A 22,871-nucleotide genomic window follows, 5' to 3' on the forward strand; every position below is an offset into this window, starting at 1 on the left:
TCACACCGCGGGGTGTGGCGCAGCTTGGTAGCGCGCGTCGTTCGGGACGACGAGGTCGCAGGTTCAAATCCTGTCACCCCGACAGCCACGGCCCTGGTTCCACTCGGAACCAGGGCCGTTCTGCATCTGCCGTGGCTCCGCGCACAGCGAAGACCGGCTCGGTCAACGGAGCTCCGCTGCCCGAACCGGTCGCTGGCTCAGCCGGTCGCTGGCTCAGCCGGTCGCTGGCTCAGCCGGTCGCTGGCTCAGCCGGTCGCTGGCTCAGCCGGTCGCTGGCGAGCCAGCCCCCGACGCCGCTGCGCTACCCGACCGCGACGCCGGGCCGGACGAGCCGTCCCTCGGCGTGGAGTCCGGCCACCACCTCGAGCGCCTGGTGCCGGTAGCGGGCCTGTGCCGCCCCCGGAGCGACGATGACGCCGTCGGCACCGGTCGACTCGACGAGCTCGTTGATCTTCACCGCCACCTGCTCCCGAGACCCGTACGCCTGGCGCTCGGTCCGAGCAGCGATGAACCGACGCTCGAGGTCCGAGAACTCGTACGCACGGGCCTCCTCCATCGACACCGGCTCGGGCTTCGCCCCCTGGCGCATGCGGATGAACGAGATCATGCCGGGTGCGCTCTGCTCCTCCACGACGCCCGGGTCCTCGTCCGTGACGACCTGCACGCCGATGAGCGCAAGCGGCTCGGAGCGGAAGCGAGACGGCCGGAACGCCTGGTGGTACAGGGCGAGGGCCGCCTCGGTGTTGTCCGACGCGAAGTGGTGGGCGAACGCGAAGGGGATGCCCAGGGCTCCGGCGACCTGCGCGCTGTAGCCCGAGGACCCGAGCAGCCAGAACTCCGGCACGTCGCCGTAACCGGGCACGGCTCGGATGCGGGACAGAGGGTTCGACTCCTCCATGCCGGTGAAGAAGCCGACCAGGTCGGCGAGCTGTTGCGGGAAGTCGTCGACGTCGAGCCGGTCGGTGCGGCGCAGGGCCATCGCGGTTGCCCCGTCGGTTCCGGGGGCGCGGCCGATGCCGAGGTCGACCCGGTCGCCGTACAGCGCGCGGAGGGTGCCGAACTGCTCGGCGACGACGAGCGGCGCGTGGTTCGGCAGCATGACGCCGCCGGAGCCGATGCGGATGGTGGAGGTCGCCGCCCCGACGGCGCTGAGCAGGACCGCCGGCGCCGACGAGGTGATCCCCGGCATGCCGTGGTGTTCGGCGACCCAGAAGCGCTCGTAGCCGAGCTGTTCTGCGCGGACGGCCATGTCGATCGAGCCCTGCAGGGCTTCGGTGTTCGATTGGCCGTACTCGCGCGTGGCGAGGTCGAGGACGGAAAGGTGCAGGGGTGCGTCGCTCATGTCCGAGGCAACGTCCTGCGTCGAGCGCCCATTCCGGGCCACGTGTGGGACAGGAGGCCCGCGACGTGTCGGCCGGGAAGCCCGCGACGGCTCCGGCCCGCGCCTCCCGTCCGTCCGGCGCTCAGCGCCCGGTCTCGCCGTCCAACCGACCGCCCGACTCGGTGAGGTAACAGTTGGCGCAGAGGGACTCGTACTCGACGTCGACGCCGTCGATCGCGACCTGTGACCCGTCGAACACGAACCGTCCGTCGACCTTCCGCGCGTTGAACACGGCCTTGCGGCCACACCGGCAGATGGTCTTGAGCTCCTCGAGGGAGTGCGCGACCTCGAGGAGACGTCGGCTCCCCGGGAACGCCTCGGTCCGGAAGTCGGTGCGGATGCCGTACGCGAGGACCGGGATGTCGTCGAGGACCGCGATGCGCAGCAGGTCGTCGACCTGCCGCGGGGTGAGGAACTGCGCCTCGTCGACGAGCACGCAGCTCACCGGACGGACCATGCCGTCCAGCCGGTCTGACGCCGGGTCGGTCGCACCCGCGTCGGCGACGGCGGCACGGACGTCAGCGTCGGCGGGCAGCACGACGTCCACGGTGCGGGTCACCCCGAGCCGCGACACGATCTCACGGTCGCCCTTGGTGTCGACGCTGGGTTTCGCGAGCAGGACGCGCTGGCCCCGCTCCTCGTAGTTGTACGCAGCCTGCAGGAGCCCGGTGCTCTTGCCGCTGTTCATCGCGCCGAAGCGGAAGTAGAGCTTGGCCACTAGGCGAGGAACCCGTCCTCCGCCGCACGACGGATGAGGTCCGACTTCTTCGACGCCGGCCGACCGACCTTGGCGTACTTCTCGCGGACGCGCCGGAGGTACGTCTTCGCGGTCTCGTACTGCACGTTCATCTGCGCGGCGACCTCGTTCGTCGAGTAGCCGGACACGTAGAGACGGAGCGCCTCTTCCTCACCGTGACTGAGCTTCGGACGCTGGTGCGCACTGGCACCGGTGGGCAGCGGCCGCCACTCCCGCTGTGCCGGCGTCTCGCGAGCGACGCCCATGACCTCGCGCGCGATGTCCATGACCTCGCGCATCGGCAGGGACTTCGACAGGAACGCCGCTGCACCGGCCGCCAGGGACCGGTCGCGGGACTCACGGGCGTCGACGCTGGAGAGCACGATCACCTTCGCCCCGGCCGCTCGGCAGGTCCGGACGCGGGCCTCGATCGACACCGGCTCCTTGAGCTGGAAGTCGAGGAACACCAGGTCGGTCGGGAAGCTGTCGCTGTGCACCATCTCGAGCCAGGTGTGCGCGGTGAGTGCCAGGTCGAAGTCGAAGGCGTTCACCGCGATCCAGCTCGACAGGCTGTCGAGCAGGACCTCGTGGTCGTCGAGGATGGCCAAGCGCACCCGGCGGGAACCCGGGGTCGGCATGGCGGGACCGCCCTCCGGGAACCGGGTCGGGTCAGTGCTGGTCATACGAGAACCTTAATGTCAGGGACGATGGTCGGACGGCGACGTCGAGGTCGGGGAACGTCACCCGGAGGACGGCGAAGTACGGGTCGAACGTGCGGTGGATGCCGACGTCCGAGTCGGCCACGGCGACGTCGAAGGTCATGGTGACCGGTGGCGACCCACCGCTGGCCGGGTCCTGCGGAGCGACGGTCACCCGGATGCCGGCGGGGTCGACCGTGTCGGCGGCGAGCACCGCGCGCACGAAGGTGCGGACGACGGTCCGCTGGTCCGCGTCCATCGCCGCGGCGAGGCCGTGCGGATCGTCGACGGTGGCCGCGGCGTCACCCGCGACGCGGACGGCGTACTCGAGCCAGGTCCGGTCCGCCTCGGCGACCATGACGCGCCGGATGCCGTCGGCGATGTCGCGCGCCCGGGCCCGGTCGGCGTCGGTGACCGACGCCCGCGTCCGGAGCTCGGCGAAGAACGGGGCGACGTCCCGCGCGAGGATCGTCGACCGGTCCTGCTGCACGCTCGCCGTGATGCCGTCGCGTTCGGCTCGCTCGACCGAGTACGAGCCGGCCCGGATCTGCACCCGCTCCGCCAGTCCGGCGAAGGTGTGGGCGAAGACGGCAGCCGCCGCGGTGAGGACCAGGGTCGGCGCCGCAGCGAGGAACGCGGCCACCGGCACCGGGACGCCCGCCGGGTGCATGAACGCCACCGTCCCGCCGGTCGCGGCGTTGACGGCTGCGAGCCCGATCCCGCCGACGACCAGGTCCGTCCAGGGACGGTACGGGGCGACCGCGACGACGCCCACCGCGCTCAGCAGCACCATGAAGTCGTTCACGAGCGACCGGTCCGGGCCCCACTGCGCCGCAGCACTCGTCACGGTCGCGAGCGCGAGCAGCGCGACGTGGGCGACGAACGCCCACCTCGTGAACGGGGCACGGAACGGACTGGAGGCGCTGATCACCACGACCGCGGAAGCGGCGAGCAGCAGGACGGTCAGGGCGCTCAGCGTCGGACTGCCGAGGACGTCCCGGTCGAGGAGTGACACGAGGGAAGCCCACAGCACCCCACCGGCACCGAGCACGACGGCGAGCGGCCGGGACCCCATCGCGCCGAGCGGGTCGTACTGCTGCGCGGTCCGGCGACCCGACCCGCGCTGCCGTCCGGCGCTCACGAGGCACGCTCCACGTCGTCGTCGCCGTGCTGGAGGACCGGGACGACTCCGGCCGCCGACGTGTACGGGACGCTCATCATGACGCTCGTGCCGGAGCCGGGCGAGGACCACACCTGCACCTCGCCACCGACACGGCCGATGCGCTCCCGCACCGAGTTGCGGAGGCCCATGCGGTCGGCTCCGGTGGCCTGCTCGTCGAACCCGCGGCCGTCGTCGACGACCATCACGGTGCACGCGACGCCGTCGTCGAAGACGCTGACCTCGGCCGCGTCGGTGCCCGCGTGCTTCCGGACGTTGGTCAGGCACTGCGCGACCGCGCGGAGGAGCGCCGTCATCGCGCGGGGATCGAGCCGGGCGACCGAGACGGGGTCCCCGGTGACGGTCACCTGGAGGCCGGTCTCGCGTTGCTCGGCGAGCATCCGCTCGAAGGCGGCGACCGCTCCCGCCGTCGCGTCGTCGGCGGTCGGCTCGGTGGTGGAGGCGTCGCCGGCGAGCCACGCCCGTCCGGTGAGCATCGCGACGTCGGACTCCATCGTCTGCGCGAGGTGCTCGTCCATCGGGCCGGCCGGAGCCAGCGCGATCGCGTTGAGGTGGTTCAGGACGGTGTCGTGCAGGATCGCCGCCGCCTCCGCTTCGATGCCGGCGCGGTACGCCGTCACGTGCTCCTCACGCGCCGACCGCAGCAACTCGGGCTGGATCCGCTCGGAGCGGGCGGTGGAGCGGCTGACCGCCAGCACCAGTCCGATCACGAAGCCGAGTGTCACCCAGGCGAGCACGAGCGGGTGGTCGGGACCGCCGGCCTGTGCCGCGGCGATCGACGTCACGACGCGCCCGACGACGAAGCCCGACACGGACCAGATCACCACGCGCACGGTCCCGCTGCCGGATCCGCCGATGAGCACGAGCGGTACGACGACGAGCGAGAGCAGGTACGACGTCACCCACGGGACCTCGGCGAGTTCGCGCTGCACGACCGTCGCGAACCAGTACGAGCAGAGGCCACCGACGACGAGGAACGCGGCGGCCGACCGCCAGGTGCCGACGTGGACGTGCACCCCGATCATGACGAGCATCGGCACGACGGCGAGCACCGCTCCGAACACGTGGTCGGACGGCGCGTCGATCCGGTAGAGCAGGAGGAGCAGGGCGGCTGCGACGAGGGACCCGATCGCAGCCGCGTGGAAGGCGCGCACGGTCGACCACGCGTTCACCCGTGGGGCGAGATGCGTGGGGATGCCGAGCACCGGGGCTGTCCTTCCGTGCGGTCGAGGGGTCACGGAGCACCCGGTCACCGGGTGCTCACCGCTACCGCAGGCCGTGGGGTGGCCTGTCGGACGCGGGGGCGCCGTCTTCGATCCAACCACGATGGGTACGGTCGTGTACCCCGATCGGTTCGTCCGGAGGCGGACTCGATCATGGTAGCGGCGACCACCGACCCTTCACTGTCCCCCGGAAGCGGGATCGACGATCAGAAGAGGCGCGGTGCCGTCGTGGCCGTGGTCACTGCTGCTGCTGCCGCGGTCCCTGCCGCCGCCGTCCGTGCCGCCGCGTCCCGTGCCGCCGCCGTCCGTGCCGCCGCCGTCGGTGCCACCGCCGTCCGTGCCGTCGAGCGGAACGGACCTGCCGCACCCGTCCCGTCCGACGCGACGGTGCCGTTGCCGACCCCCGTTCCGCTCCCGACCCGCGTCCCCGCCCCCGTGCCGGCTCCAGCTCCAGCTCCGGCCCCGGCCCTGGCGGCCGGACGGTACTCGGCCCGGTGCGCGTAGCCCGGGTCCGACCGTTTCAGCGGCGACTGGTCGGACGTGCGCGGTACGGCGTCGTCGGAGAACCCCATCGAACCGGTCGCCGGGTCGACCCGTCCGAGGGACAGCCCGTGCTCGTGCAGGATCGGACGGACGCGTTCCGCCAGCCACCGCCGGTAGTCCTTCGGGGCGTAGGTGTTGTCGAGGTACATCGCCCGGTAGCGGCCGACGAGGTCGGGGTGGGTCCGGCCGAGCCACTCGTACCACCAGGGCTTGATGCCCGGTTTGAGGTGCAACGCGGAGTACATCAGGCTCGTGGCGCCCGAGGCCGCGGCCCGCCCGACCGCGTCCTGCAGGTGCGCCCGGGTGTCCGTGATGTACGGCAGGACCGGCATGAGGAACACCGAGCAGTCGAGCCCGGCGTCACGCACCGCCCTGACGGTCGCCAGGCGTGCGGAGGTCGTGGGCGTCCCCGGCTCCACCGACTGCTGCAGGTCGTCGTCGTACACGGCGATCGACATGGCGATGTCGACGGGCACCGACTTCGCCGCCTCGGCCAGGAGCGGGATGTCCCGACGGAGCAGACTGCCCTTCGTCAGGATGCTGAACGGCGTGCCCGAATCGGTGAGCGCCCGGATGATCCCGGGCATCAGCCGGTACCGACCCTCGGCCCGCTGGTACGGGTCGGTGTTCGTCCCGAGCGCCACCGGGTGACGGTCCCAGGTCGGCTTCGCGAGTTCCCGGGTCAGGACGTCCGCGACGTTCGTCTTCACGACGATCTGCTGGTCGAAGTCGGCTCCGCCGTCGAACTCCAGGTACGTGTGGGTCGGGCGGGCGAAACAGTACACGCACGCGTGACTGCACCCGCGGTAGGGGTTGATCGTCATGCCCCAGGTGCCGCCGTCCGCTCCCCCGACCTTGTTCAGCGCCGACTTCGCCAGGACCTCGTGGAAGGTCACGCCGGCGAACTCGGGCGTCGTCACACTCCGGACGAACCCGCTGTTCGACTCGAGCCCGGGGAGCATGTCGCTCCGCTCGGCCGTGATCGCCTGTCCGTCCCACCGCATGCCTCCATTCGAACACACGTTCGAACGAGGCGCAAGGTGTGGCTCGTCAGCGGCGCAGCCCGAGCACCGATGCGGTCCGGTCGAGCGTCGCGCTCGCCAGGGCCGCGTCGTCGCCCAGGTCCTGCCCGTAGGTCGGGACCATCTCGCGCACGGCACCCTGCCAGCCGTCCCACCGGTCCGGGAAGCACTTGCGGAGGAGCCCGAGCATGATCGGCACCGCGGTCGAGGCGCCGGGCGATGCGCCGAGGAGCCCCGCGATCGAGCCGTCCGCCGACGTGATGACCTCGGTGCCGAACTGCAGCACGCCACCCTTGTCGGCATCGGGCTTGATCACCTGCACCCGCTGACCGGCCGTGATCCGGTGCCAGTGCTCCGGTCGGGCGCTCGGCATGAACTCGCGGAGCGCCTCGAACTTCGTGCGCTTGGACGCGAGGAGCTGACCGACCAGGTACTTCACGAGGTCGAGGTTCGAGAACGCGACGGCCAGCATCGGCCGCAGGTTGTGCGGGCGGATCGAGGCGAACAGGTCGAGGACGGAGCCCTGCTTGAGGAACTTCGGGCTGAACCCGGCGTAGGGCCCGAACATGAGTGAGGCCTTGCCGTCCACGATGCGGGTGTCGAGGTGGGGCACCGACATCGGCGGGGCACCGACGCTCGCCTTGCCGTAGACCTTCGCCGCGTGCCGCTGCACGACCTCGGGGTCGTCGGTGCGCAGGAACTCCCCGGACACCGGGAAGCCGCCGTAGCCGCGGATCTCCGGGATGCCCGACTTCTGCAGCAGCTGCAGCGCACCGCCTCCGGCCCCGACGAAGACGAACTTCGCGGCGACCCGCTGCTTCGAGCGCCCGACGTCGTTCATGACGTCGAGCACCCAGCCCTCGGAGACCTTCGAGCGGACGATCTTCGTCACGCGGTGCGAGGGCTCGAACTGCAGGCCCTCGATCTCCAGGTGGTCGAACAGCTGCCGGGTGAGCGAGCCGAAGTCGACGTCGGATCCCGCGGCCGAGTACGTCGCCGCGATCGGCTGGTCCTTCCTGCGCCCGGGGATGAGCGCCGGTGCCCACTTCCGGATCTGCTCGGCGTCCTCGCTGTACTCGAGCCCGGCGAACAGGGGGTGGTCCTTCATGGCGTCGTACCGGGCCCGCATGTAGGCCACGTTGTCCGCGCCCCAGACGAAGGAGATGTGCGGCGTCGGGTTGATGAAGCTCGTCGGGTCGGGCAGCGTGCCGTCCTCGACCAGGTGGGACCAGAACTGTCGCGAGACCTGGAACTGCTCGTTGACCGTGACGGCCTTCGCGATCTCCACACGGCCGTCCGGCAGTTCGGGGGTGTAGTTGAGCTCGCAGAGCGCCGAGTGTCCGGTCCCGGCGTTGTTCCACGGGTTCGAGGACTCCTGCGCCGCGCTGCCCAGCCGCTCGTACACGCGGATCGTCCAGTCCGGCTCGAGCCGGTGGATGATCGCGGCGAGGGTGGCGCTCATGATCCCTCCGCCGACGAGGACGACATCGATGGGGTCCACCTGCTTCACTGCCACCCGTCGAGCCTACCGCCGCCGCGCGTGAGCAGCCCACGACGCCACGGGAGGCCCGGTACCACCTGGTACCGGGCCTCCCGTGGCGTCAGTGGTCGCGACGGGCCGTGCGGAGCACCGTCCTGCCGCCCGAGCGCGTCAGACGGTGGCCGCGCGTCGCGCGACGACGACCTCGGCGATCTGCACGGCGTTGAGCGCGGCGCCCTTCCGCAGGTTGTCGTTGCTGACGAAGAGCGCGAGCCCGCGGCCCGCGGGGGCGGACTGGTCGGCGCGGATCCGTCCGACGAAGGACGGGTCCTGGCCGGCGGCCTGCAGCGGCGTCGGGACGTCGGAAAGCTCGACGCCGGGAGCACTCCCGAGCACCTCGGTCGCCCGCTCGGGCGACAGCGGCCGCTCGAACTCGGCGTGCACGGAGATGGAGTGCCCCGTGAAGACGGGGACGCGGACGCAGGTGCCCGCGACCAGCAGGTCCGGCAGGCCGAGGATCTTCCGGCTCTCGTTGCGGAGCTTCTTCTCCTCGTCGGTCTCACCCTCGCCGTCCTCGACGATGCTGCCCGCGAGCGGGACGACGTCGAAGGCGATCGGCCGGACGTACTTCACCGGCTCGGGGAAGGTGACGGCCGAGCCGTCGTGGGTGAGCGCTGCGGTGTCCTGCTCGAGGGCCGCACGGGCCTGTCCGAGCAGTTCCTCGACACCGGCCAGGCCGCTGCCGGACACGGCCTGGTACGTCGTCGCGACGAGACGGCGGAGGCCCGCCTCGGTGTCGAGCACCTTGAGGACCGGCATGATCGCCATCGTCGTGCAGTTCGGGTTCGCGATGATGCCCTTCTCGGCGGCGTCGATCGCCTCCGGGTTCACCTCGCTGACCACGAGCGGGACCTGCGGGTCCATCCGCCAGGCGCTGGAGTTGTCGATGACCAGCGCCCCCGCTGCAGCGAAGCGCGGCGCGAGTGCGCGGGACGCGGTGGCACCGGCCGAGAAGAGCGCGATGTCGATGCCGGACGGGTCGGCCGTCTCGGAGTCCTCGACGACGATCTCCTCGCCGCGGAACGGCAGCGTGGTACCGGCCGAGCGGGCACTGGCGAAGAAGCGGACCGTGCTGGCCGGGAAGTCGCGCTCCTCGAGCAGGCGGCGCATCACGGCGCCGACCTGTCCGGTGGCGCCGACGACGGCGACGGTGAGCTGGGTGTCGGTCATGGTCGTGCTCCTGCTCGGGTTCAGCGGCCGGTGCCGGCGTAGACGACGGCCTCGTTGTCGGCGTCGAGTCCGAACGCCTCGTGCACGACGCGCATCGCGTCGTTGAGCGTGTCGGCGCGCGTGACGACCGAGATGCGGATCTCCGACGTCGAGATCATCTCGATGTTGATCGAGGCGTCGTGCAGCGCGCGGAACAGCTGCGCCGAGACGCCGGCGTTCGTGCGCATGCCGGCACCGACCAGGGCGAGCTTGCCGATCTGGTCGTCGTACTGGATGCCCTCGTAGCCGATGTCGGACTTCGCGACCTCGAGCGCGGTGAGCACGGTCTGCCCCTGGTCCTTCGGCAGCGTGAACGAGATGTCGGTCCGACCGGTCGAGGCAGCCGACACGTTCTGCACGATCATGTCGATGTTGGCGCCAGCGCGCGCCACGATCGTGAAGATCTCGGCCGCCTTCCCCGGCTGGTCGGGCACGCCGACGACGGTGATCTTGCCCTCGGAGAGGTCGCCGGCGATGCCGGTGATGATCGGTTCTTCCACGGTTTCCCCCTCGGCAGGGTTGTAGACGATGGTGCCCTCGACGTTGCTGAACGAGGAACGGACGTGCAGGGTGACGCCGTGCCGTCGGGCGTACTCGACGGCGCGGATGTAGAGGACCTTCGCGCCGGACGCCGCGAGCTCGAGCATCTCCTCGGTCGTGACGCGGTCGATCTTGCGGGCCTTCGGCACGATGCGCGGGTCGGCGGTGAAGATCCCGTCGACGTCGGTGTAGATCTCGCAGACGTCGGCCTCGAGCGCGGCCGCGAGGGCGACCGCCGTGGTGTCGGACCCGCCGCGGCCGAGCGTGGTGATCTCGCCGGTGGTGCGGTTGAAGCCCTGGAAGCCCGCGACGATGGCGACGTGCCCGGCGTCGAGCGCTTCGCGGACGCGCTTCGGGGTGACGTCCACGATGCGGGCCTTGCCGTGCTGCGCGTCCGTGAGCATGCCCGCCTGGCTGCCCGTGTACGAGGACGCTTCGACGCCGAGGCTCTTGATCGCCATCGCGAGGAGCGCCATCGAGATCCGCTCCCCCGCCGTCAGGAGCATGTCGAGCTCGCGGCCGGCCGGGATCGGGGTGACCTCGTGTGCCAGGTCGACGAGTTCGTCGGTCGTGTCGCCCATCGCGGAGACCGCCACGACGACGTCGTTGCCGGCCTTCTTCGTCTCGACGATGCGCTTCGCGACGCGCTTGATGCTCTCGGCATCCGCGACGGACGAACCACCGAACTTCTGCACGATCAAGGCCACGGGCACGCACTCCTGGGGACGGTTCACCGCGACGTCACGCGGCTCGACGATCGTAGCCGGTGTTCCTCGGATGTTGCGTCGGGGCCGGTCGGCACGCAACGATCCCGCGCGGTGGGATCAGCCGCCGACGACCCGACGACCCTCGAACGCGCGACCCAGGGTGACCTCGTCGGCGTACTCCAGGTCGCCGCCGACCGGCAGACCGGACGCCAACCGGGTGGTGCGGATGCCCATCGGCACGAGGAGTCGACTGAGGTAGGTGGCGGTCGCCTCACCCTCGAGGTTCGGGTCGGTGGCGATGATGACCTCGTCGACGGTGCCGTCGGCCAGCCGCACCATGAGCTGCTGGATCCGGAGGTCGTCCGGACCGACGCCGTCGATGGGGCTGATGGCGCCGCCGAGCACGTGGTAGAGGCCACGGAACTCCCGGGTGCGTTCGATCGCGGCCACGTCCTTGGCCTCCTCGACCACGCAGATCGTGCTCGGCGACCGGCGCGGGTCACGGCAGATGCTGCAGCGGACGTTCTCGGTGACGTTGCCGCACACCTCGCAGAACCGCACCTTCTCCTTGACCTCGCCGAGGAGCTCGGAGAGGCGCGTGGGGTCGAACGACTCGGTCTGGAGGATGTGGAAGGCGATCCGCTGCGCCGACTTCGGGCCGATGCCGGGCAACCGCCCGAACTCGTCGATGAGGTCCTGCACGATGCCGTCGTACATCAGACACTCCCCTCGGTCAGTGACGTCTCCTCGATGAACTGCGCGCCGAGGATCTCCCGCACGACGGCTTCACCGTAGCGACCGGGGACGGCGGTCCGGCGCACGGCAGCAGGTTGCCCGACCGCGGGCTGCTGCCGATGCGGCGGTGCGGGCTGCTGCTCCGGTGCGCGCGGGGGTGCGGACTGCGGCGTCGCCGACCGGGGCGGTGCGGACCGCCCCGGGCTCACCGGGGTCCGCGGGCTCTGCTGCGGGTCACGTCGACCGCCGCCCGGACCAGGGTCGGGGAACGGCGCGCCGTCGTCGAACGGTTCGTCGTCGAGCGGGTAGTCGTCGACCGGTACGGCGTCCGACAGCGGGCCCCGACGGCTCTGGGCCGCGGCGCTGTCGGGAGGCCCGGCCGGGGCGGGCGCGTCGGCCGCGGTCGCGTCGGCGGCGGTCCCCCGGTCGTCACCCCCGGTCGGTGCGTGATCGCTCCTGGTCGGAGCACCGAGAGCAGGAGGCGTGGCCGGCTGCCCGGACGCGCGCGGCGTCTCACGCTCGGCCGGGGCCACGGTGGCATCGACGGGGACGGCACCGAAGGGAGCGGCCCACGAGGGCTCGACGTCCTCGGGGACGGCACCGGCGGTCGGGTCCGAGGCGGGGATCGTGGCGACGGCCCACTCGGTCACGGGGCCGGAGTCCTGGGGCTCGCTCGGGGTCGGCTGCTCCGGGGCTCGCTGCTCCGGGGCTCGCTGCTCGGGGGCTCGCTGCTCCGGGGCTCGCTGCTCCGTCGATGCCGGGGCCGCGGGCGCCCCCGGTTCCGGACGGGTCCGAGTCGCGGGGCCACCCGTCGCCGGACCGGGGTGAGCCGGCGCGGTCTGCGCCGGTCCGGTCGACGACTGCACCGTCGGCGCTGCCTGCGCGGGACGACGCTGCGCCGGAGCACCCTGCGCCGGGAGACCCTGCGACGGGACGCCCTGTGCCGGAGCACCGGGAGCCGGCGTGCTCGACGGTCGTGCGCCACCGCCGGTGGCAACGCCACCACCGGGGCCGCGGGCCACGAACTTCACGCGGAACCCGAGGACGTCGGTGATCGCGGTCCGCAGGTGTTCGCTGACGCTGGTGTTCGGGTCGCTCATCTCCTTGAACGACGCCACGTCCTGCTGGCTCGGGAACGTCAGGGTGAGGACGTCGTCCTTGAGCGCGGTGACCTGCGCCGTCGCGACGACCGCCCACGCAGAGCGCTTCGCGCGCTGCACGTGCTCGACGATCTGCGGCCAGGTGTCGCGCATCTGCTGCAGTCCCACCGGAGTGACGGGCCGGACGGCGGGTTCGTCACCGATGACGGTTCCGACGCCGGTGGACGACGGCGACGCCTGCCCCGCGGCTGGCGGAGACGAGGACGCGGCGGGCTCAGGGGTGCTCTCGGGGACGGCGGCAGCCCAGGAAGCGGCGGCGTCCCGGGCGGCGTCACCGGTCGAGGCGTTCGTCGGGACGCCCGCCTGCTCCGTCGCGTGCGCGGCAGGTGCGGGGGCAGCGGGGTGTCGCTCGGCGGACCTGGCGACGCCGTCGCCGGAGGTCGCGTTCGGCCCGGTCGCGCTCGGCGCGGTGACGCCCGACACGGTGGTGTCCGGGGCGGCGGTGCCGGACGCGGCGGTGCCCGACGCGGTGGCGCCGGACGCGGTCAGCGGCTCAGGACGAGGCTCGCCGGCGGTCGTCGGGGCAGGCGCTGCGGCCGGCATCACCGCCGGTCCGGCCTGGTGCCCGCCGGCGTCACCGACCCCGACGCGGCGCTCGAGCCGCTCGACGCGGGCGAGCGCGCCACGCTGGGTGTCGTCGGCCTCCGGCACGAGCATCCGCGCGACCATGAGCTCGAGGTGCAGTCGGGGCGAGGTCGCTCCGGTCATCTCGGTCAGGGCGCGGTTGGCGATGTCGGCGCCACGGGACAGCGCGGTCGCCCCGAACACCCCGGCCTGCCGCGACATCGTGTCGAGTTCTTCGGGTGAGACCCCGCGTAGCACCGCACCGGCGCTCTCGTTGGTGGCCGCGACGACGATGAGGTCGCGCAGCCGTTCGAGCAGGTCCTCGACGAAACGACGCGGGTCCTGCCCGGTCTGTACGACACGGTCGATGGCCGAGAACGCGGATGCGGGATCGGCCACGGCGAGCGCGTCGACGACGTCGTCGAGCAGCGCGGCGTCGGTGTACCCGAGGAGCGCCACGGCTCGCTCGTACGCGATCGCACCGTCTTCGCTGCCGGCCATCAGCTGGTCGAGCAGCGAGAGGGTGTCGCGCACCGAGCCACCACCGGCGCGCACGACGAGGGGCAGCACGCCCGGTGCGACGGAGACGGACTCCTGCGCGCAGAGCTGCTCGATGTACTCGAGCATCGTGGCGGGCGGGACGAGACGGAACGGGTAGTGGTGGGTGCGCGACCGGATCGTGCCGATGACCTTCTCGGGTTCGGTCGTCGCGAAGATGAACTTGACGTGCTCCGGCGGCTCCTCGACGAGCTTGAGCAGGGCGTTGAAGCCCTGCGGCGTGACCATGTGGGCCTCGTCGAGGATGAAGATCTTGTAGCGGTCACGAGCGGGCGCGAAGACGGCGCGGTCGCGGAGGTCGCGTGCGTCGTCGACGCCGTTGTGGCTCGCCGCGTCGATCTCGATGACGTCGAGCGATCCGCCACCACCACGGGCGAGTTCGACGCAGCTGGGGCAGACGCCGCACGGGGTGTCGGTCGGCCCCTCGGCACAGTTCAGGCAGCGGGCGAGGATGCGTGCCGACGTGGTCTTGCCGCACCCGCGCGGGCCGCTGAACAGGTAGGCGTGGTTGACACGGTTCGTCCGGAGCGCGGTGCGGAGCGGGTCCGTGACCTGCGACTGCCCGATGAGCTCGGCGAAGTTCTCGGGCCGGTAACGGCGATACAGGGCGGTGACCACGCGACCAGGGTAGTCGGCACCGCCGACACCTCGGCACCGCTGTCCACAGGCCACCAGAGGCGCCCCGGAAGACCGAGAAGAACCCTCCAGGAACGAAGAAGACTCCTCACGCACCCGCCAGAGCCCGGTTACCCTTGCTGCGTTTCCGCCCTGGGGGAGTTGGCCTGGATGGCGTCACGTGAGGAGCCGCTGAACACTCTACCGGACGGAAGGAGCAGCATCGAACCCATGAAGATCGCCATCGCCGGAGGCCACGGGAAGATCGCCCTGATCCTCGAACGCCTCATCACCGACGCCGGTCACGACGCCGTCGGCATCGTCCGCAACCCCGCACACGTCTCCGACGTCGAACAGACCGGAGCGAAGGCGCTCGTCGCCGACCTCGAGCAGCTGTCGGAGGAGGAACTCGCGCTCCGTCTGCGCGGGTTCGACGCGGTGGTCTTCGCCGCCGGCGCGGGCCCGGGCAGCGGGGCCGAGCGCAAGCTCTCGGTCGACCGGGATGCGGCCGTGCTGCTGGCGGAGGCCGCCGTGCGGTTGGACATCGACCGCTACGTGATGATCTCGGCGATGGGGGCCGACGCGTACGACCCCGAGGCCGCGAAGCTCCCCGCCGAGGACGAGGACGGCGTCTTCCAGGTCTACCTCCGCGCGAAGGCCGAGGCGGACGCCAACCTGCGGATGCGCCGGTTCCGGTGGACGATCATCCGGCCCGGCGGCCTCCTCGACACACCGCCGCAGGGCACCGTCACCGTCGGGACCACCGTCCCGCGCGGGTCGATCCCCCGCGCGGACGTCGCCGCGGTGGCCCTGCACGCCCTCCTCGACGACAGCGCGGTCGGCAAGCAGTTCGAGGTCACCAGCGGCGACACGCCGATCCCGGCCGCCCTGCACGCCCTCGGCTGAACCGATCCGGACGACGGACGGGAGGCCCGCCACCGGACCGGTGGCGGGCCTCCCGTCCCACAGGTGCCGACCCGGTGCCGGGACTGCCACGCCACACCATGTCCCACAGGTGCCGACCCGGTGCCGGGACTGCCACGCCACACCATGTCCAACAGGTGCGGACCCGGTGCCGGGATGCGCGTGTCAGAGTGCGACGGCCGCGGACTGCCGGGCGATCTCGAGCTCCTCGTTCGTCGGGATGACGAGCACCGCGACGCGGGAGGCGTCCGTCGAGATCCGCCGGGCCTCCTTCGCGTGGAGTTCGTTGCGGTCCGGGTCGACCTCGATGCCGAGGTGCTCGAGTCCGGCGAGCACCCGACGACGGAGCAGCGCGTTGTTCTCCCCCACGCCGGCGGTGAAGACGACCGCGTCCAGCCCGCCGAGCTGGGCGGTGTAGGCACCCACGTAGCGGCGGATGCGGTGGCGGTAGACCGCGAGCGCGGCCTCGGCGGTCTCGTCGCCGTTGCTCGCCGCCTCCTGCACGTCGCGCATGTCACCGCTGCCGGTGAGGCCGAGCAGGCCGGACTGCTTGTTGAGCATCGTGTCGAGGTCGTCGAAGGACAGGCCGGCCTCGCGGTGCAGGTGGATGAGCACGGCCGGGTCGAGGTCGCCCGAGCGGGTGCCCATGACGAGGCCCTCGAGCGGTGTGAGCCCCATCGAGGTCTCGATCGAGCGACCGCCGTCGATCGCGGCGGCCGAGGCGCCGTTGCCGAGGTGCAGGACGATCGTCTTCAGCTCGGACAGCGGCCGGTCGAGGAACACCGCGGCCTGCTCGGAGACGTACTTGTGGCTCGTGCCGTGCATGCCGTAGCGACGGACCTGGTGCTGCTCGGCCAGGTCGGCCGGGATCGCGTAGGTGTACGCGTGCGGGGGCATCGTCTGGTGGAAGGCGGTGTCGAACACGGCGACGTGCGGGACGTCGTCGAAGACCTGCTTCGCGGCCCGGATCCCCTCGAGGTTGGCCGGGTTGTGCAACGGCGCGAGGCTCGACAGGGCGTCGATCTGCTGCTCGACCTCGTCCGTCACGACGGTCGCGGCGTCGAACCGGGTCCCGCCGTGCACGACCCGGTGTCCGACGACGGCCGGCGGGTGCTCGTCGAACGAGGGACCCACCTTGTCGAACGCGTCGATCATGGCCTGGAACCCGGCGGCGTGGTCCGGCACCTCGGCGCTCTCGTTCGACGAGGTCTCCCCCGTCAGGGCGTTCGTGTGCTTCCACGAGCCGGTCGACTCGCCGATCCGCTCGACCAGGCCGGACGCGAGGGTCCGCTCGTCCTCGAGCTCGATGAGCTGGTACTTGAACGAGCTCGAACCGGAGTTGACGACGAGGGCTGCGCTCACGAGGGGTCGCTTTCTGTGCGGGGTGCGGCGGCCGCGGTGCCGGCCTGGATGGCGGTGATCGCGACGGTGTTGACGATGTCGCTCACGAGGGCGCCGCGGGACAGGTCGTTGATCGGCTTGCGGAGGCCCTGCAGGACCGGACCGATCGCGACCGCGCCGGCGGAGCGCTGGACGGCCTTGTACGTGTTGTTGCCGGTGTTGAGGTCCGGGAAGATGAACACCGTCGCTTGGCCGGCGACCGGCGAACCGGGCATCTTGGCGCTCGCGACCGTCGGGTCGGCGGCGGCGTCGTACTGGATCGGCCCCTCGACGAGCAGGTCCGGCCGGCGCTCGCGGACGAACGCGGTGCTGGCGCGGACCTTGTCGACGTCGGCGCCGGAACCGCTGTCGCCGGTCGAGTAGCTGAGCATCGCGACCCGGGGCGCGATGCCGAACTGTGTCGCCGTCTCGGCGGACGAGATCGCGATGTCGGCGAGTTGCTCGCTGGTCGGGTCCGGGATCACCGCGCAGTCGCCGTAGACGAGGACCCGGTCGGCGAGCGCCATGAGGAACACGCTCGACACGATGGAGGTGTCCGGACGGGTCTTGATGATCTCGAACGACGGCCGGATGGTGTGCGCCGTGGTGTGCTTCGCGCCGGACACCATGCCGTCGGCGAGGCCGAGCTGCACCATCATCGTGCCGAAGTAGGACACGTCGGTCACGGTGTCGCGGGCGAGTTCGACGCTCATGCCCTTGTGGGCGCGGAGGGCCGTGTACTCCTGGGCGAACCGCTCGCGCAGGTCCGGGTCGAACGGGGAGAGCAGCTGCGCGCCGTCGAGGTCGAGCCCGAGCTCGGTCGCCCGTGCCCGGATGGCGGTCGGGTCGCCGAGGATCGTCAGCGCGCACACCTGCCGCTGCAGCAGGGTCGACGCCGCTCGCAGGATCCGGTCGTCGTCGCCCTCGGGCAGGACGATGTGCTTGCGGTGTTCGCGTGCCCGGTCGATGAGCCCGTGCTCGAACATCAGTGGCGTGACGACCCCGGAGGGCGTCAGCTGCAGTCGGTCGCGCAGGGCCTCGGCGTCGACGTGGCGCTCGAACAGGGCCAGCGCCAGGTCGGCCTTGCGGGGTGAGTCCGCGGCGAGACGACCGCGGGTCTGGGTGATCCGCATCGCGGTGTCGTACGTGCCGAGGCCGTTCTGGGCGATCGGCAGGGAGCTCGACAGGCCCTCGAGCAACCGGGACACCTGCGGGGCGGTCTCGAACCCGCCGTTGAGGATGACGCCGGCGAGGCTCGGGAACGTCTCGGACTCGTTCGCGAGGAGGGTCGCGATGAGGACGTCGTTGCGGTCGCCCGGAACGACCACGATGCCGCCCTCGATGAGCCGCGGGAGCACGTTCTCCATGCTCATGCCGGCGACGACCGTCCCGAGCGCCTCGCGGTCGAGCAGGGCTTCGTCCCCGCGGACGAGCGTCGCGTCGGTCGCGGCGAGGAGCGCGCGCACGGTCGGGGCGACCAGGACCGTGTCCTCCGGGATCGCCCACACGGGGGCGTCCGGGTGGTGGTCGCGCACCGCGGCGGTGACGCTCGCGACGATCGCGTCGAGGGCGTCCGGGTCGGCCCGGTTCACCACGACACCGAGGAGCTGGGCGTGCTCGGCGCGGAGTTCACTCGTCGTGACGTCGGCGACCTGCGCCATGCCGTCCGCCGAACGGGCGGCACGTTCGGCGGAGTCGCGCCCGCCGAGCACGAGCAGCACGGGGGCACCGAGGTTCGCCGCGACCTTGGCGTTGAAGGACAGCTCGGTGGGGCTGCCGACGTCGGTGTAGTCGGACCCGAGGACGACCACCGCGTCGCAGCGGCGCTCCACCCCGGCGAAGCGGGTGAGGATCGTGGCGAGCGCGGCGTCCGGGTCGGCGTGCACGTCGTCGTAGGTGACACCGACGGCGTCGTCGTACGGGATGTCGACGGCGGTGTGCTGGAGCAACAGCTCGAGCACGTAGTCGGGCTCGTCGACCGACCGCGCGACGGGTCGGAAGACGCCCACGCGCCCCACGGTCCGGGCGAGGGTCTCGAGCACCCCGAGGGCGACGGTGCTCTTGCCGGTGTGTCCTTCTGCTGACGTGATGTAGATGCGGGTCGACACCCCTCCAGGCTAGACCTCGCCCGTGCGCGGACATCGGGAGGACCCGGCATGTGCACACACGTGCAGGTCGTGACCGAGGCGCGACGGGAGCAGCGCAGGTCCCGTGGTCGTGAGCACCGTCCAGGACCTGTACCATGGGGTGTCGTCACCGCGAGGTGGCGCCCGGAGGATTCGCCTAGTGGCCTATGGCGCACGCTTGGAAAGCGTGTTGGGTGCAAGCCCTCGGGGGTTCGAATCCCCCATCCTCCGCAGGATCATCACGACGACGAAGCCCCCGCCCCGTGCGGGGGCTTCGTCGTTGCCGGCCCCGCCGTGGACCGGTGTCACGTCGGTCCGGGAGGCCCGGAGTCGCCCCGGTCCCCCGGCCTGCGGACCGCCGCGCACCCCGGTCCGCCCCCGACCCTCCGGAAAACGGCCGACGACCTGTGCTCGCCGTGGGCGGTCCCCTATGCTGACCGGACGAGCGAGCCGGAGGGACCCGGGTCGCCCGACCAGCATCGGACGGCAGGGGCGCCGTCGCGGGCCCGGCGCTCCGCCGTGCCCGTGCACTCCGGGGACGAGGAGACCAGCCGTGGGGGACATGACGGCGCGAGCGACACCGCTCGACACGAGGACCGCCGAGGAACTCGTACGACCACGGGCGTCACTCGTGCGCTCGACCGGACTGAGCATCGTGTTCTCGGCCCTGCCGATCGCGGTCGCGGTCGTCTGGTCTGCCGTCCCGACCGGGCTCTGGCTCGTGGTCGCCGCAGTCGTGCTCGTGCTCACCGCCGCGGTGCTCGTGGCCTACCTGCGGCTCCGCTCCTCGTACATCGCGGTGCACCCCGACCGGGTCACGATCCGCGGCGTGCTCTCCGGCACCCACACCTTCGCCCGCTCCCGCGTGCACGAACTCGTGCTCGTCACCCGACACGGGGTGTCCGCCGACCGGACCAGCCGTGACGTCGTCGCGCTCGACACCGCGGGCGAGGCGATGTTCCGCATCCGGGGCGACGTGTGGGGCGAAGCGGGTGTCGACCGGCTCGTGGACCGCCTCGACGTCCGGACGAGCCGCGTGGCGAAGGCGATGTCGGCGCGTGAGTTCCAGCGACGCTGGCCGCGCCTCCGCGCCTGGTACGAGCAGCCGGTGGCGATGGTGCTCGTGGGCGGGGCGGCCGTCCTGACCGTCGGCGGTCTGCTCGTCGCGGAGACGGTCGGACTCGCGCGGAAGTGAGCGCCCCCCGCACCGCGGGGTCAGTGCGACAGTGCCGGGACCGTCTTCGGCCGCACCACGAACCACAGCACCAGGATCGCGACGGACGCCGTCGTGCCCATCACCAGGGCCATCGGGGTCGCGGTCGAGATGCCGAGCAGTCCGACGACCGGCGAGATGAGCCCCGCGACACCGAAGTTGAGCGCCCCGAGCAGCGACGCCGCCGTGCCCGCTTCCTTGCCGTGCGAGGCGAGGCCGATCACCTGCACGAGCGGGAACGAGAACCCGCAGGCGGCGATGTAGAACCAGAGTGGCACGAGCACCCCGACGAGGCCGGCACCGAGCTGGTCGAGCACGACGATCGCGAGCGCCGCCAGGAACAGCGTGGCGGTCGAGCACGCGAGGATCCACTGCGGTCCGACGCGCTGGGCCAACCGTGACGAGATCTGCACGCCGAGCACGACCCCGACGGAGTTCACCGCGAAGAGCAGGCCGTACTGCTGGGCGTCGAGGCCGAACACCCCTTGGAACAGGAACGGCGACGCGCTGAGGTACGAGAACAGCCCACTGAACACCATCGCGCCGATGAGGGCCACGCCGACGAAGATCCGGTCGGAGAACAGGGCCCGGTACCGCTGGCCGATCGTGGAGTGCCCGGCCTCCTGACGACGTTCCTCGGGGAGGGTCTCGACGATGAGCAGGATCGACGCGATGACGACCGCGAGCCCGTAGCAGGCGAGGAAGACGAAGATCCCGCGCCACGACACGAACCGGAGCATCTGCGAACCGATGAGCGGCGCGAGGATCGGGGCGAGCCCGTTCACCATGGCCAGTCGCGAGAGCATCCGGACGAGCGGCTTGCCGCCGAACAGGTCGCGGACGGTCGCCATCGCCACCACACCACCGGCCGCGGCGCCCATGCCCTGCAGGACGCGGAACAGCGCGAGCACCTCGACGTTCGGCGCGAGCGCGGCGCAGACCGAGGCGGTGACGTGCACGCTGGTCGCGATGATGAGCGGCAGCCGACGGCCGACCTTGTCGCTCCAGGGGCCCACCAGCAACTGACCGATGGCGAACCCGAGGGTCGTCGCCGTGAGGGTGAGCTGGACCGCCCCCTCCGAGATGGAGAGGTCCCGCTCCAGCGAGGGGAACGCCGGCAGGTAGAGGTCGATCGTGAACGGCCCGAGCGCGGTGAGCGCCCCGAGCACGAAGACGTAGACCAGTCGCTGGCCCCGGGTGAGCGAGTCGCCCGGGTGCATGATGACCTTGAGTGAGCCGGTGGTCGCAGGCGCGGACACGACGAGATCCTCCGAGGGGAGACGTGGGTGGGATCGGCCGCTCGAATCGATTCGGTCCGTTCCACCATGGTACGGGTCAGCCGGACACGTCGACAACCGTCGGCGGCGCCGTCCGCGTCCTCCGGACGCCGGTCCGTCATGCCGCCCGCACCCTTCCCGCCTCGGTGTGGTGACCTCCGACGCCGGGAGGCCCGTCCGCCTCCCGCACGCCGGTGCGGCGGACCCGTGGCCCGACCTGACCGTGCGGTACCGTCGGACTCCCGGCCGAGGCGCGTCGGGAGCCGTCGTGAACGAGATGGGAGGAGCGTCATGGTCGACGCTCGGATCCTGCACACCACCGCCGCCCTCCGGGAGGCGGTGCTCCGACTCGCGGCCGACCGCCCGGTCTCCGAGATCACGGTCGCCGACGTCTCGCGCGCCGCCGGCATCAACCGGGCGACGTTCTACTCGCACGCCGTCTCCCCCGGTTCGCTGCTCGCCGACGTGCTCACTCCCGAGCTCGACCGCATCCGTGCTGACGACGCCGAAGCACACCGTGCCGCCGTCGACCGCGGTGCCGGCCCCGAGGAACTCGCTGCCATCACACGACGCGGCATCGACGCCGTGGTCGACCACGTGACGGCCCATCGCGACATCTACGCCCGGGCGCTCCCGGACCCGAACGACGCCTCGCTGCACCGCCTGCTCGTCGAGCACTTCACCGTGTCGAGCGCGATGCACATCCGCGAGCTCGACCCTGCCGTGAAGCCCGACATCATCGACGAGGTCGCCGCCGGCTTCGTGGCGCAGGGGTTCGTCGGCGCGATCGAGGCGTGGCTCGGTGGCCCGCGGCGCTCGCGGAAGGCGCTCGTCGAGACCATCACGCGCTCGTTCCCGGCCTGGTGGCGCTGACCGGTACCCGTCTCGCGGGGACAGGCGCTACTGCGCGGGGTCGTCGCCGTCCTGCGGCTCCTCGCCGCGCTGCAACGAAGCCACCATGTCGACACTGCGACTGACGAGGTCGGCGTCCGAGTCCGCGCCGTCGATCCGGTAGTCCGACGCGAGTCCGTCGTTCCCGCCGCCGGACGAAGGCAGTGCGCTGCCGAGTGCCACGACGACCACACCGGCGTCGTGCGCGTCGCGGAGTTCGGCCCGCAGGGCGTCGGGGTCGGCGGCCCGCACGAGGAGCGCCTTCGCCCCGGTGCCGACCAGGTCGCGCACGGCGGCACGCTGCCGGGCCGGCTGGTCGGAGCCGGCCACCCGGACGTCGGGTCGGAAGCCGGCCTCGGTCAGGTCCTCACGGAACAGCGTCGCCAACGAGCGCCCGTCGCCCGAGTCGCTCGGGGTGGCGGCGTCCCCGGTGAGGACGACGCCGATCACCGCGTTCTCGGCGAACCCGCCGTCGGAGCTCGTCAGGTCGGTGCTCCGCACCGGCGTCGGCGCCGCGGTCGTCGTCCCGCTGCACCCCGAGAGCGCGAGCGCGCCGACGGCCAGGGTGGCGGTCAGCACGGCTGCGGCGTTGCGACGCACGGGTCCTCCTCGGTCCGGGTCTGCCAGGCTACCCGCCCGACGGCCCCGG

General features: G+C 71.8%; 17 protein-coding genes, 2 tRNA genes, 1 other RNA gene and 1 pseudogene. 5 read left to right on the forward strand and 16 right to left on the reverse strand.

What is annotated here, in order from left to right; all coding sequences use genetic code 11:
• Positions 1 to 8 precede the first annotated feature (8 nt).
• Positions 9 to 82: transfer RNA gene (locus DEI83_RS04405), tRNA-Pro, on the forward strand.
• 219 nt (positions 83 to 301) lie between these two features.
• Here DEI83_RS04405 and DEI83_RS04410 read toward each other — a convergent pair.
• From DEI83_RS04410 to ffs, 12 genes and pseudogenes are all read right to left on the reverse strand, one after another.
• Positions 302 to 1,342 carry an LLM class flavin-dependent oxidoreductase gene (locus tag DEI83_RS04410; protein ID WP_111080584.1) on the reverse strand — a complete coding sequence of 347 codons (1,041 nt, stop codon included), beginning with the start codon at positions 1,340 to 1,342 and terminating at the stop codon, positions 302 to 304.
• Positions 1,343 to 1,463: 121 nt separating this feature from the next.
• A complete protein-coding gene (locus DEI83_RS04415) occupies positions 1,464 to 2,099 on the reverse strand; it encodes a thymidine kinase (RefSeq protein WP_111080585.1) in 636 nt (211 codons plus the stop codon).
• Entirely contained in the window at positions 2,099 to 2,800 is a 702-nt protein-coding gene (locus DEI83_RS04420) for a response regulator (protein ID WP_258371057.1), read from the reverse strand. Before DEI83_RS04420 ends, DEI83_RS04415 begins: the two co-directional genes overlap by 1 nt.
• On the reverse strand, positions 2,787 to 3,956 hold the full coding sequence (locus DEI83_RS04425) for a hypothetical protein (protein ID WP_111080586.1): 1,170 nt from the start codon (positions 3,954 to 3,956) through the stop codon (positions 2,787 to 2,789). Before DEI83_RS04425 ends, DEI83_RS04420 begins: the two co-directional genes overlap by 14 nt.
• Positions 3,953 to 5,200, reverse strand: a complete 1,248-nt coding sequence (locus DEI83_RS04430; RefSeq protein WP_111080587.1) for a sensor histidine kinase — start codon at positions 5,198 to 5,200, stop codon at positions 3,953 to 3,955. The genes DEI83_RS04425 and DEI83_RS04430 overlap by 4 nt, the downstream gene beginning before the upstream one ends.
• A gap of 440 nt (positions 5,201 to 5,640) precedes the next feature.
• Positions 5,641 to 6,765 (reverse strand): annotated as a pseudogene (locus DEI83_RS04435) (Rv2578c family radical SAM protein); the annotation flags it as partial.
• 46 nt (positions 6,766 to 6,811) lie between these two features.
• Positions 6,812 to 8,299: a malate:quinone oxidoreductase gene (locus DEI83_RS04440; RefSeq protein ID WP_111080588.1), complete on the reverse strand. Its 1,488-nt coding sequence runs from the start codon at positions 8,297 to 8,299 to the stop codon at positions 6,812 to 6,814.
• A gap of 135 nt (positions 8,300 to 8,434) precedes the next feature.
• Positions 8,435 to 9,493: an aspartate-semialdehyde dehydrogenase gene (locus DEI83_RS04445; protein WP_111080589.1), complete on the reverse strand. Its 1,059-nt coding sequence runs from the start codon at positions 9,491 to 9,493 to the stop codon at positions 8,435 to 8,437.
• Positions 9,494 to 9,513: 20 nt separating this feature from the next.
• Positions 9,514 to 10,779, reverse strand: a complete 1,266-nt coding sequence (locus DEI83_RS04450) for an aspartate kinase (protein WP_111080590.1) — start codon at positions 10,777 to 10,779, stop codon at positions 9,514 to 9,516.
• 117 nt (positions 10,780 to 10,896) lie between these two features.
• Positions 10,897 to 11,496 carry a recombination mediator RecR gene (gene recR, locus DEI83_RS04455; RefSeq protein ID WP_111080591.1) on the reverse strand — a complete coding sequence of 200 codons (600 nt, stop codon included), beginning with the start codon at positions 11,494 to 11,496 and terminating at the stop codon, positions 10,897 to 10,899.
• Positions 11,496 to 14,414, reverse strand: coding sequence for a DNA polymerase III subunit gamma and tau (locus DEI83_RS04460; RefSeq protein WP_111080592.1), 2,919 nt, complete (start codon positions 14,412 to 14,414; stop codon positions 11,496 to 11,498). Before DEI83_RS04460 ends, recR begins: the two co-directional genes overlap by 1 nt.
• Positions 14,415 to 14,508: 94 nt before the next feature.
• Positions 14,509 to 14,605: signal recognition particle sRNA small type (gene ffs / locus DEI83_RS04465), an RNA gene on the reverse strand.
• A gap of 37 nt (positions 14,606 to 14,642) precedes the next feature.
• On the opposite strand from ffs, the gene DEI83_RS04470 reads away from it, so the two are divergent.
• Positions 14,643 to 15,317, forward strand: a complete 675-nt coding sequence (locus DEI83_RS04470; RefSeq protein ID WP_111080593.1) for an NAD(P)H-binding protein — start codon at positions 14,643 to 14,645, stop codon at positions 15,315 to 15,317.
• 183 nt (positions 15,318 to 15,500) lie between these two features.
• Here DEI83_RS04470 and DEI83_RS04475 read toward each other — a convergent pair whose 3' ends face one another.
• Together DEI83_RS04475 and pta are read right to left on the reverse strand one after the other, a co-directional pair.
• Complete coding sequence (locus DEI83_RS04475; protein WP_111080594.1) at positions 15,501 to 16,697, reverse strand: acetate/propionate family kinase; 1,197 nt, start codon at positions 16,695 to 16,697, stop codon at positions 15,501 to 15,503.
• Complete coding sequence (gene pta, locus DEI83_RS04480) at positions 16,694 to 18,823, reverse strand: phosphate acetyltransferase (protein WP_111080595.1); 2,130 nt, start codon at positions 18,821 to 18,823, stop codon at positions 16,694 to 16,696. Before pta ends, DEI83_RS04475 begins: the two co-directional genes overlap by 4 nt.
• A gap of 164 nt (positions 18,824 to 18,987) precedes the next feature.
• Here pta and DEI83_RS04485 point away from each other — a divergent pair.
• Together DEI83_RS04485 and DEI83_RS04490 are read left to right on the forward strand one after the other, a co-directional pair.
• Positions 18,988 to 19,072, forward strand: a tRNA-Ser gene (locus tag DEI83_RS04485).
• Between the two features lie 322 nt (positions 19,073 to 19,394).
• Entirely contained in the window at positions 19,395 to 20,036 is a 642-nt protein-coding gene (locus DEI83_RS04490) for a hypothetical protein (RefSeq protein WP_146243236.1), read from the forward strand.
• Positions 20,037 to 20,056: 20 nt separating this feature from the next.
• Here the strand turns inward: DEI83_RS04490 and DEI83_RS04495 are convergent, their stop codons facing one another.
• Positions 20,057 to 21,274, reverse strand: a complete 1,218-nt coding sequence (locus tag DEI83_RS04495; protein WP_111080698.1) for a multidrug effflux MFS transporter — start codon at positions 21,272 to 21,274, stop codon at positions 20,057 to 20,059.
• Between the two features lie 348 nt (positions 21,275 to 21,622).
• Between DEI83_RS04495 and DEI83_RS04500 the strand changes: the two genes are divergently transcribed.
• On the forward strand, positions 21,623 to 22,204 hold the full coding sequence (locus DEI83_RS04500) for a TetR/AcrR family transcriptional regulator (RefSeq protein WP_181431069.1): 582 nt from the start codon (positions 21,623 to 21,625) through the stop codon (positions 22,202 to 22,204).
• A gap of 27 nt (positions 22,205 to 22,231) precedes the next feature.
• Here the strand turns inward: DEI83_RS04500 and DEI83_RS04505 are convergent, their stop codons facing one another.
• Positions 22,232 to 22,822 carry a substrate-binding domain-containing protein gene (locus DEI83_RS04505; protein ID WP_146243237.1) on the reverse strand — a complete coding sequence of 197 codons (591 nt, stop codon included), beginning with the start codon at positions 22,820 to 22,822 and terminating at the stop codon, positions 22,232 to 22,234.
• Between the last annotated feature and the right edge of the window lie 49 nt (positions 22,823 to 22,871).

The sequence above is a fragment of the Curtobacterium sp. MCBD17_021 genome (assembly GCF_003234525.1).
In the GTDB taxonomy this organism is placed as follows: domain Bacteria; phylum Actinomycetota; class Actinomycetes; order Actinomycetales; family Microbacteriaceae; genus Curtobacterium.

Bases quoted from the DNA above. Each gene is read 5' to 3' on its own strand.
- DEI83_RS04410 (WP_111080584.1), bottom strand. From the start codon at position 1,342: ATGAGCGACGCACCCCTGCACCTTTCCGTCCTCGACCTCGCCACGCGC.
- DEI83_RS04420 (WP_258371057.1), bottom strand. From the start codon at position 2,800: ATGACCAGCACTGACCCGACCCGGTTCCCGGAGGGCGGTCCCGCCATG.
- DEI83_RS04445 (WP_111080589.1), bottom strand. From the start codon at position 9,493: ATGACCGACACCCAGCTCACCGTCGCCGTCGTCGGCGCCACCGGACAG.
- recR (WP_111080591.1), bottom strand. From the start codon at position 11,496: ATGTACGACGGCATCGTGCAGGACCTCATCGACGAGTTCGGGCGGTTG.
- DEI83_RS04470 (WP_111080593.1), top strand. From the start codon at position 14,643: ATGAAGATCGCCATCGCCGGAGGCCACGGGAAGATCGCCCTGATCCTC.
- DEI83_RS04495 (WP_111080698.1), bottom strand. From the start codon at position 21,274: ATGCACCCGGGCGACTCGCTCACCCGGGGCCAGCGACTGGTCTACGTC.
- DEI83_RS04500 (WP_181431069.1), top strand. From the start codon at position 21,623: ATGGTCGACGCTCGGATCCTGCACACCACCGCCGCCCTCCGGGAGGCG.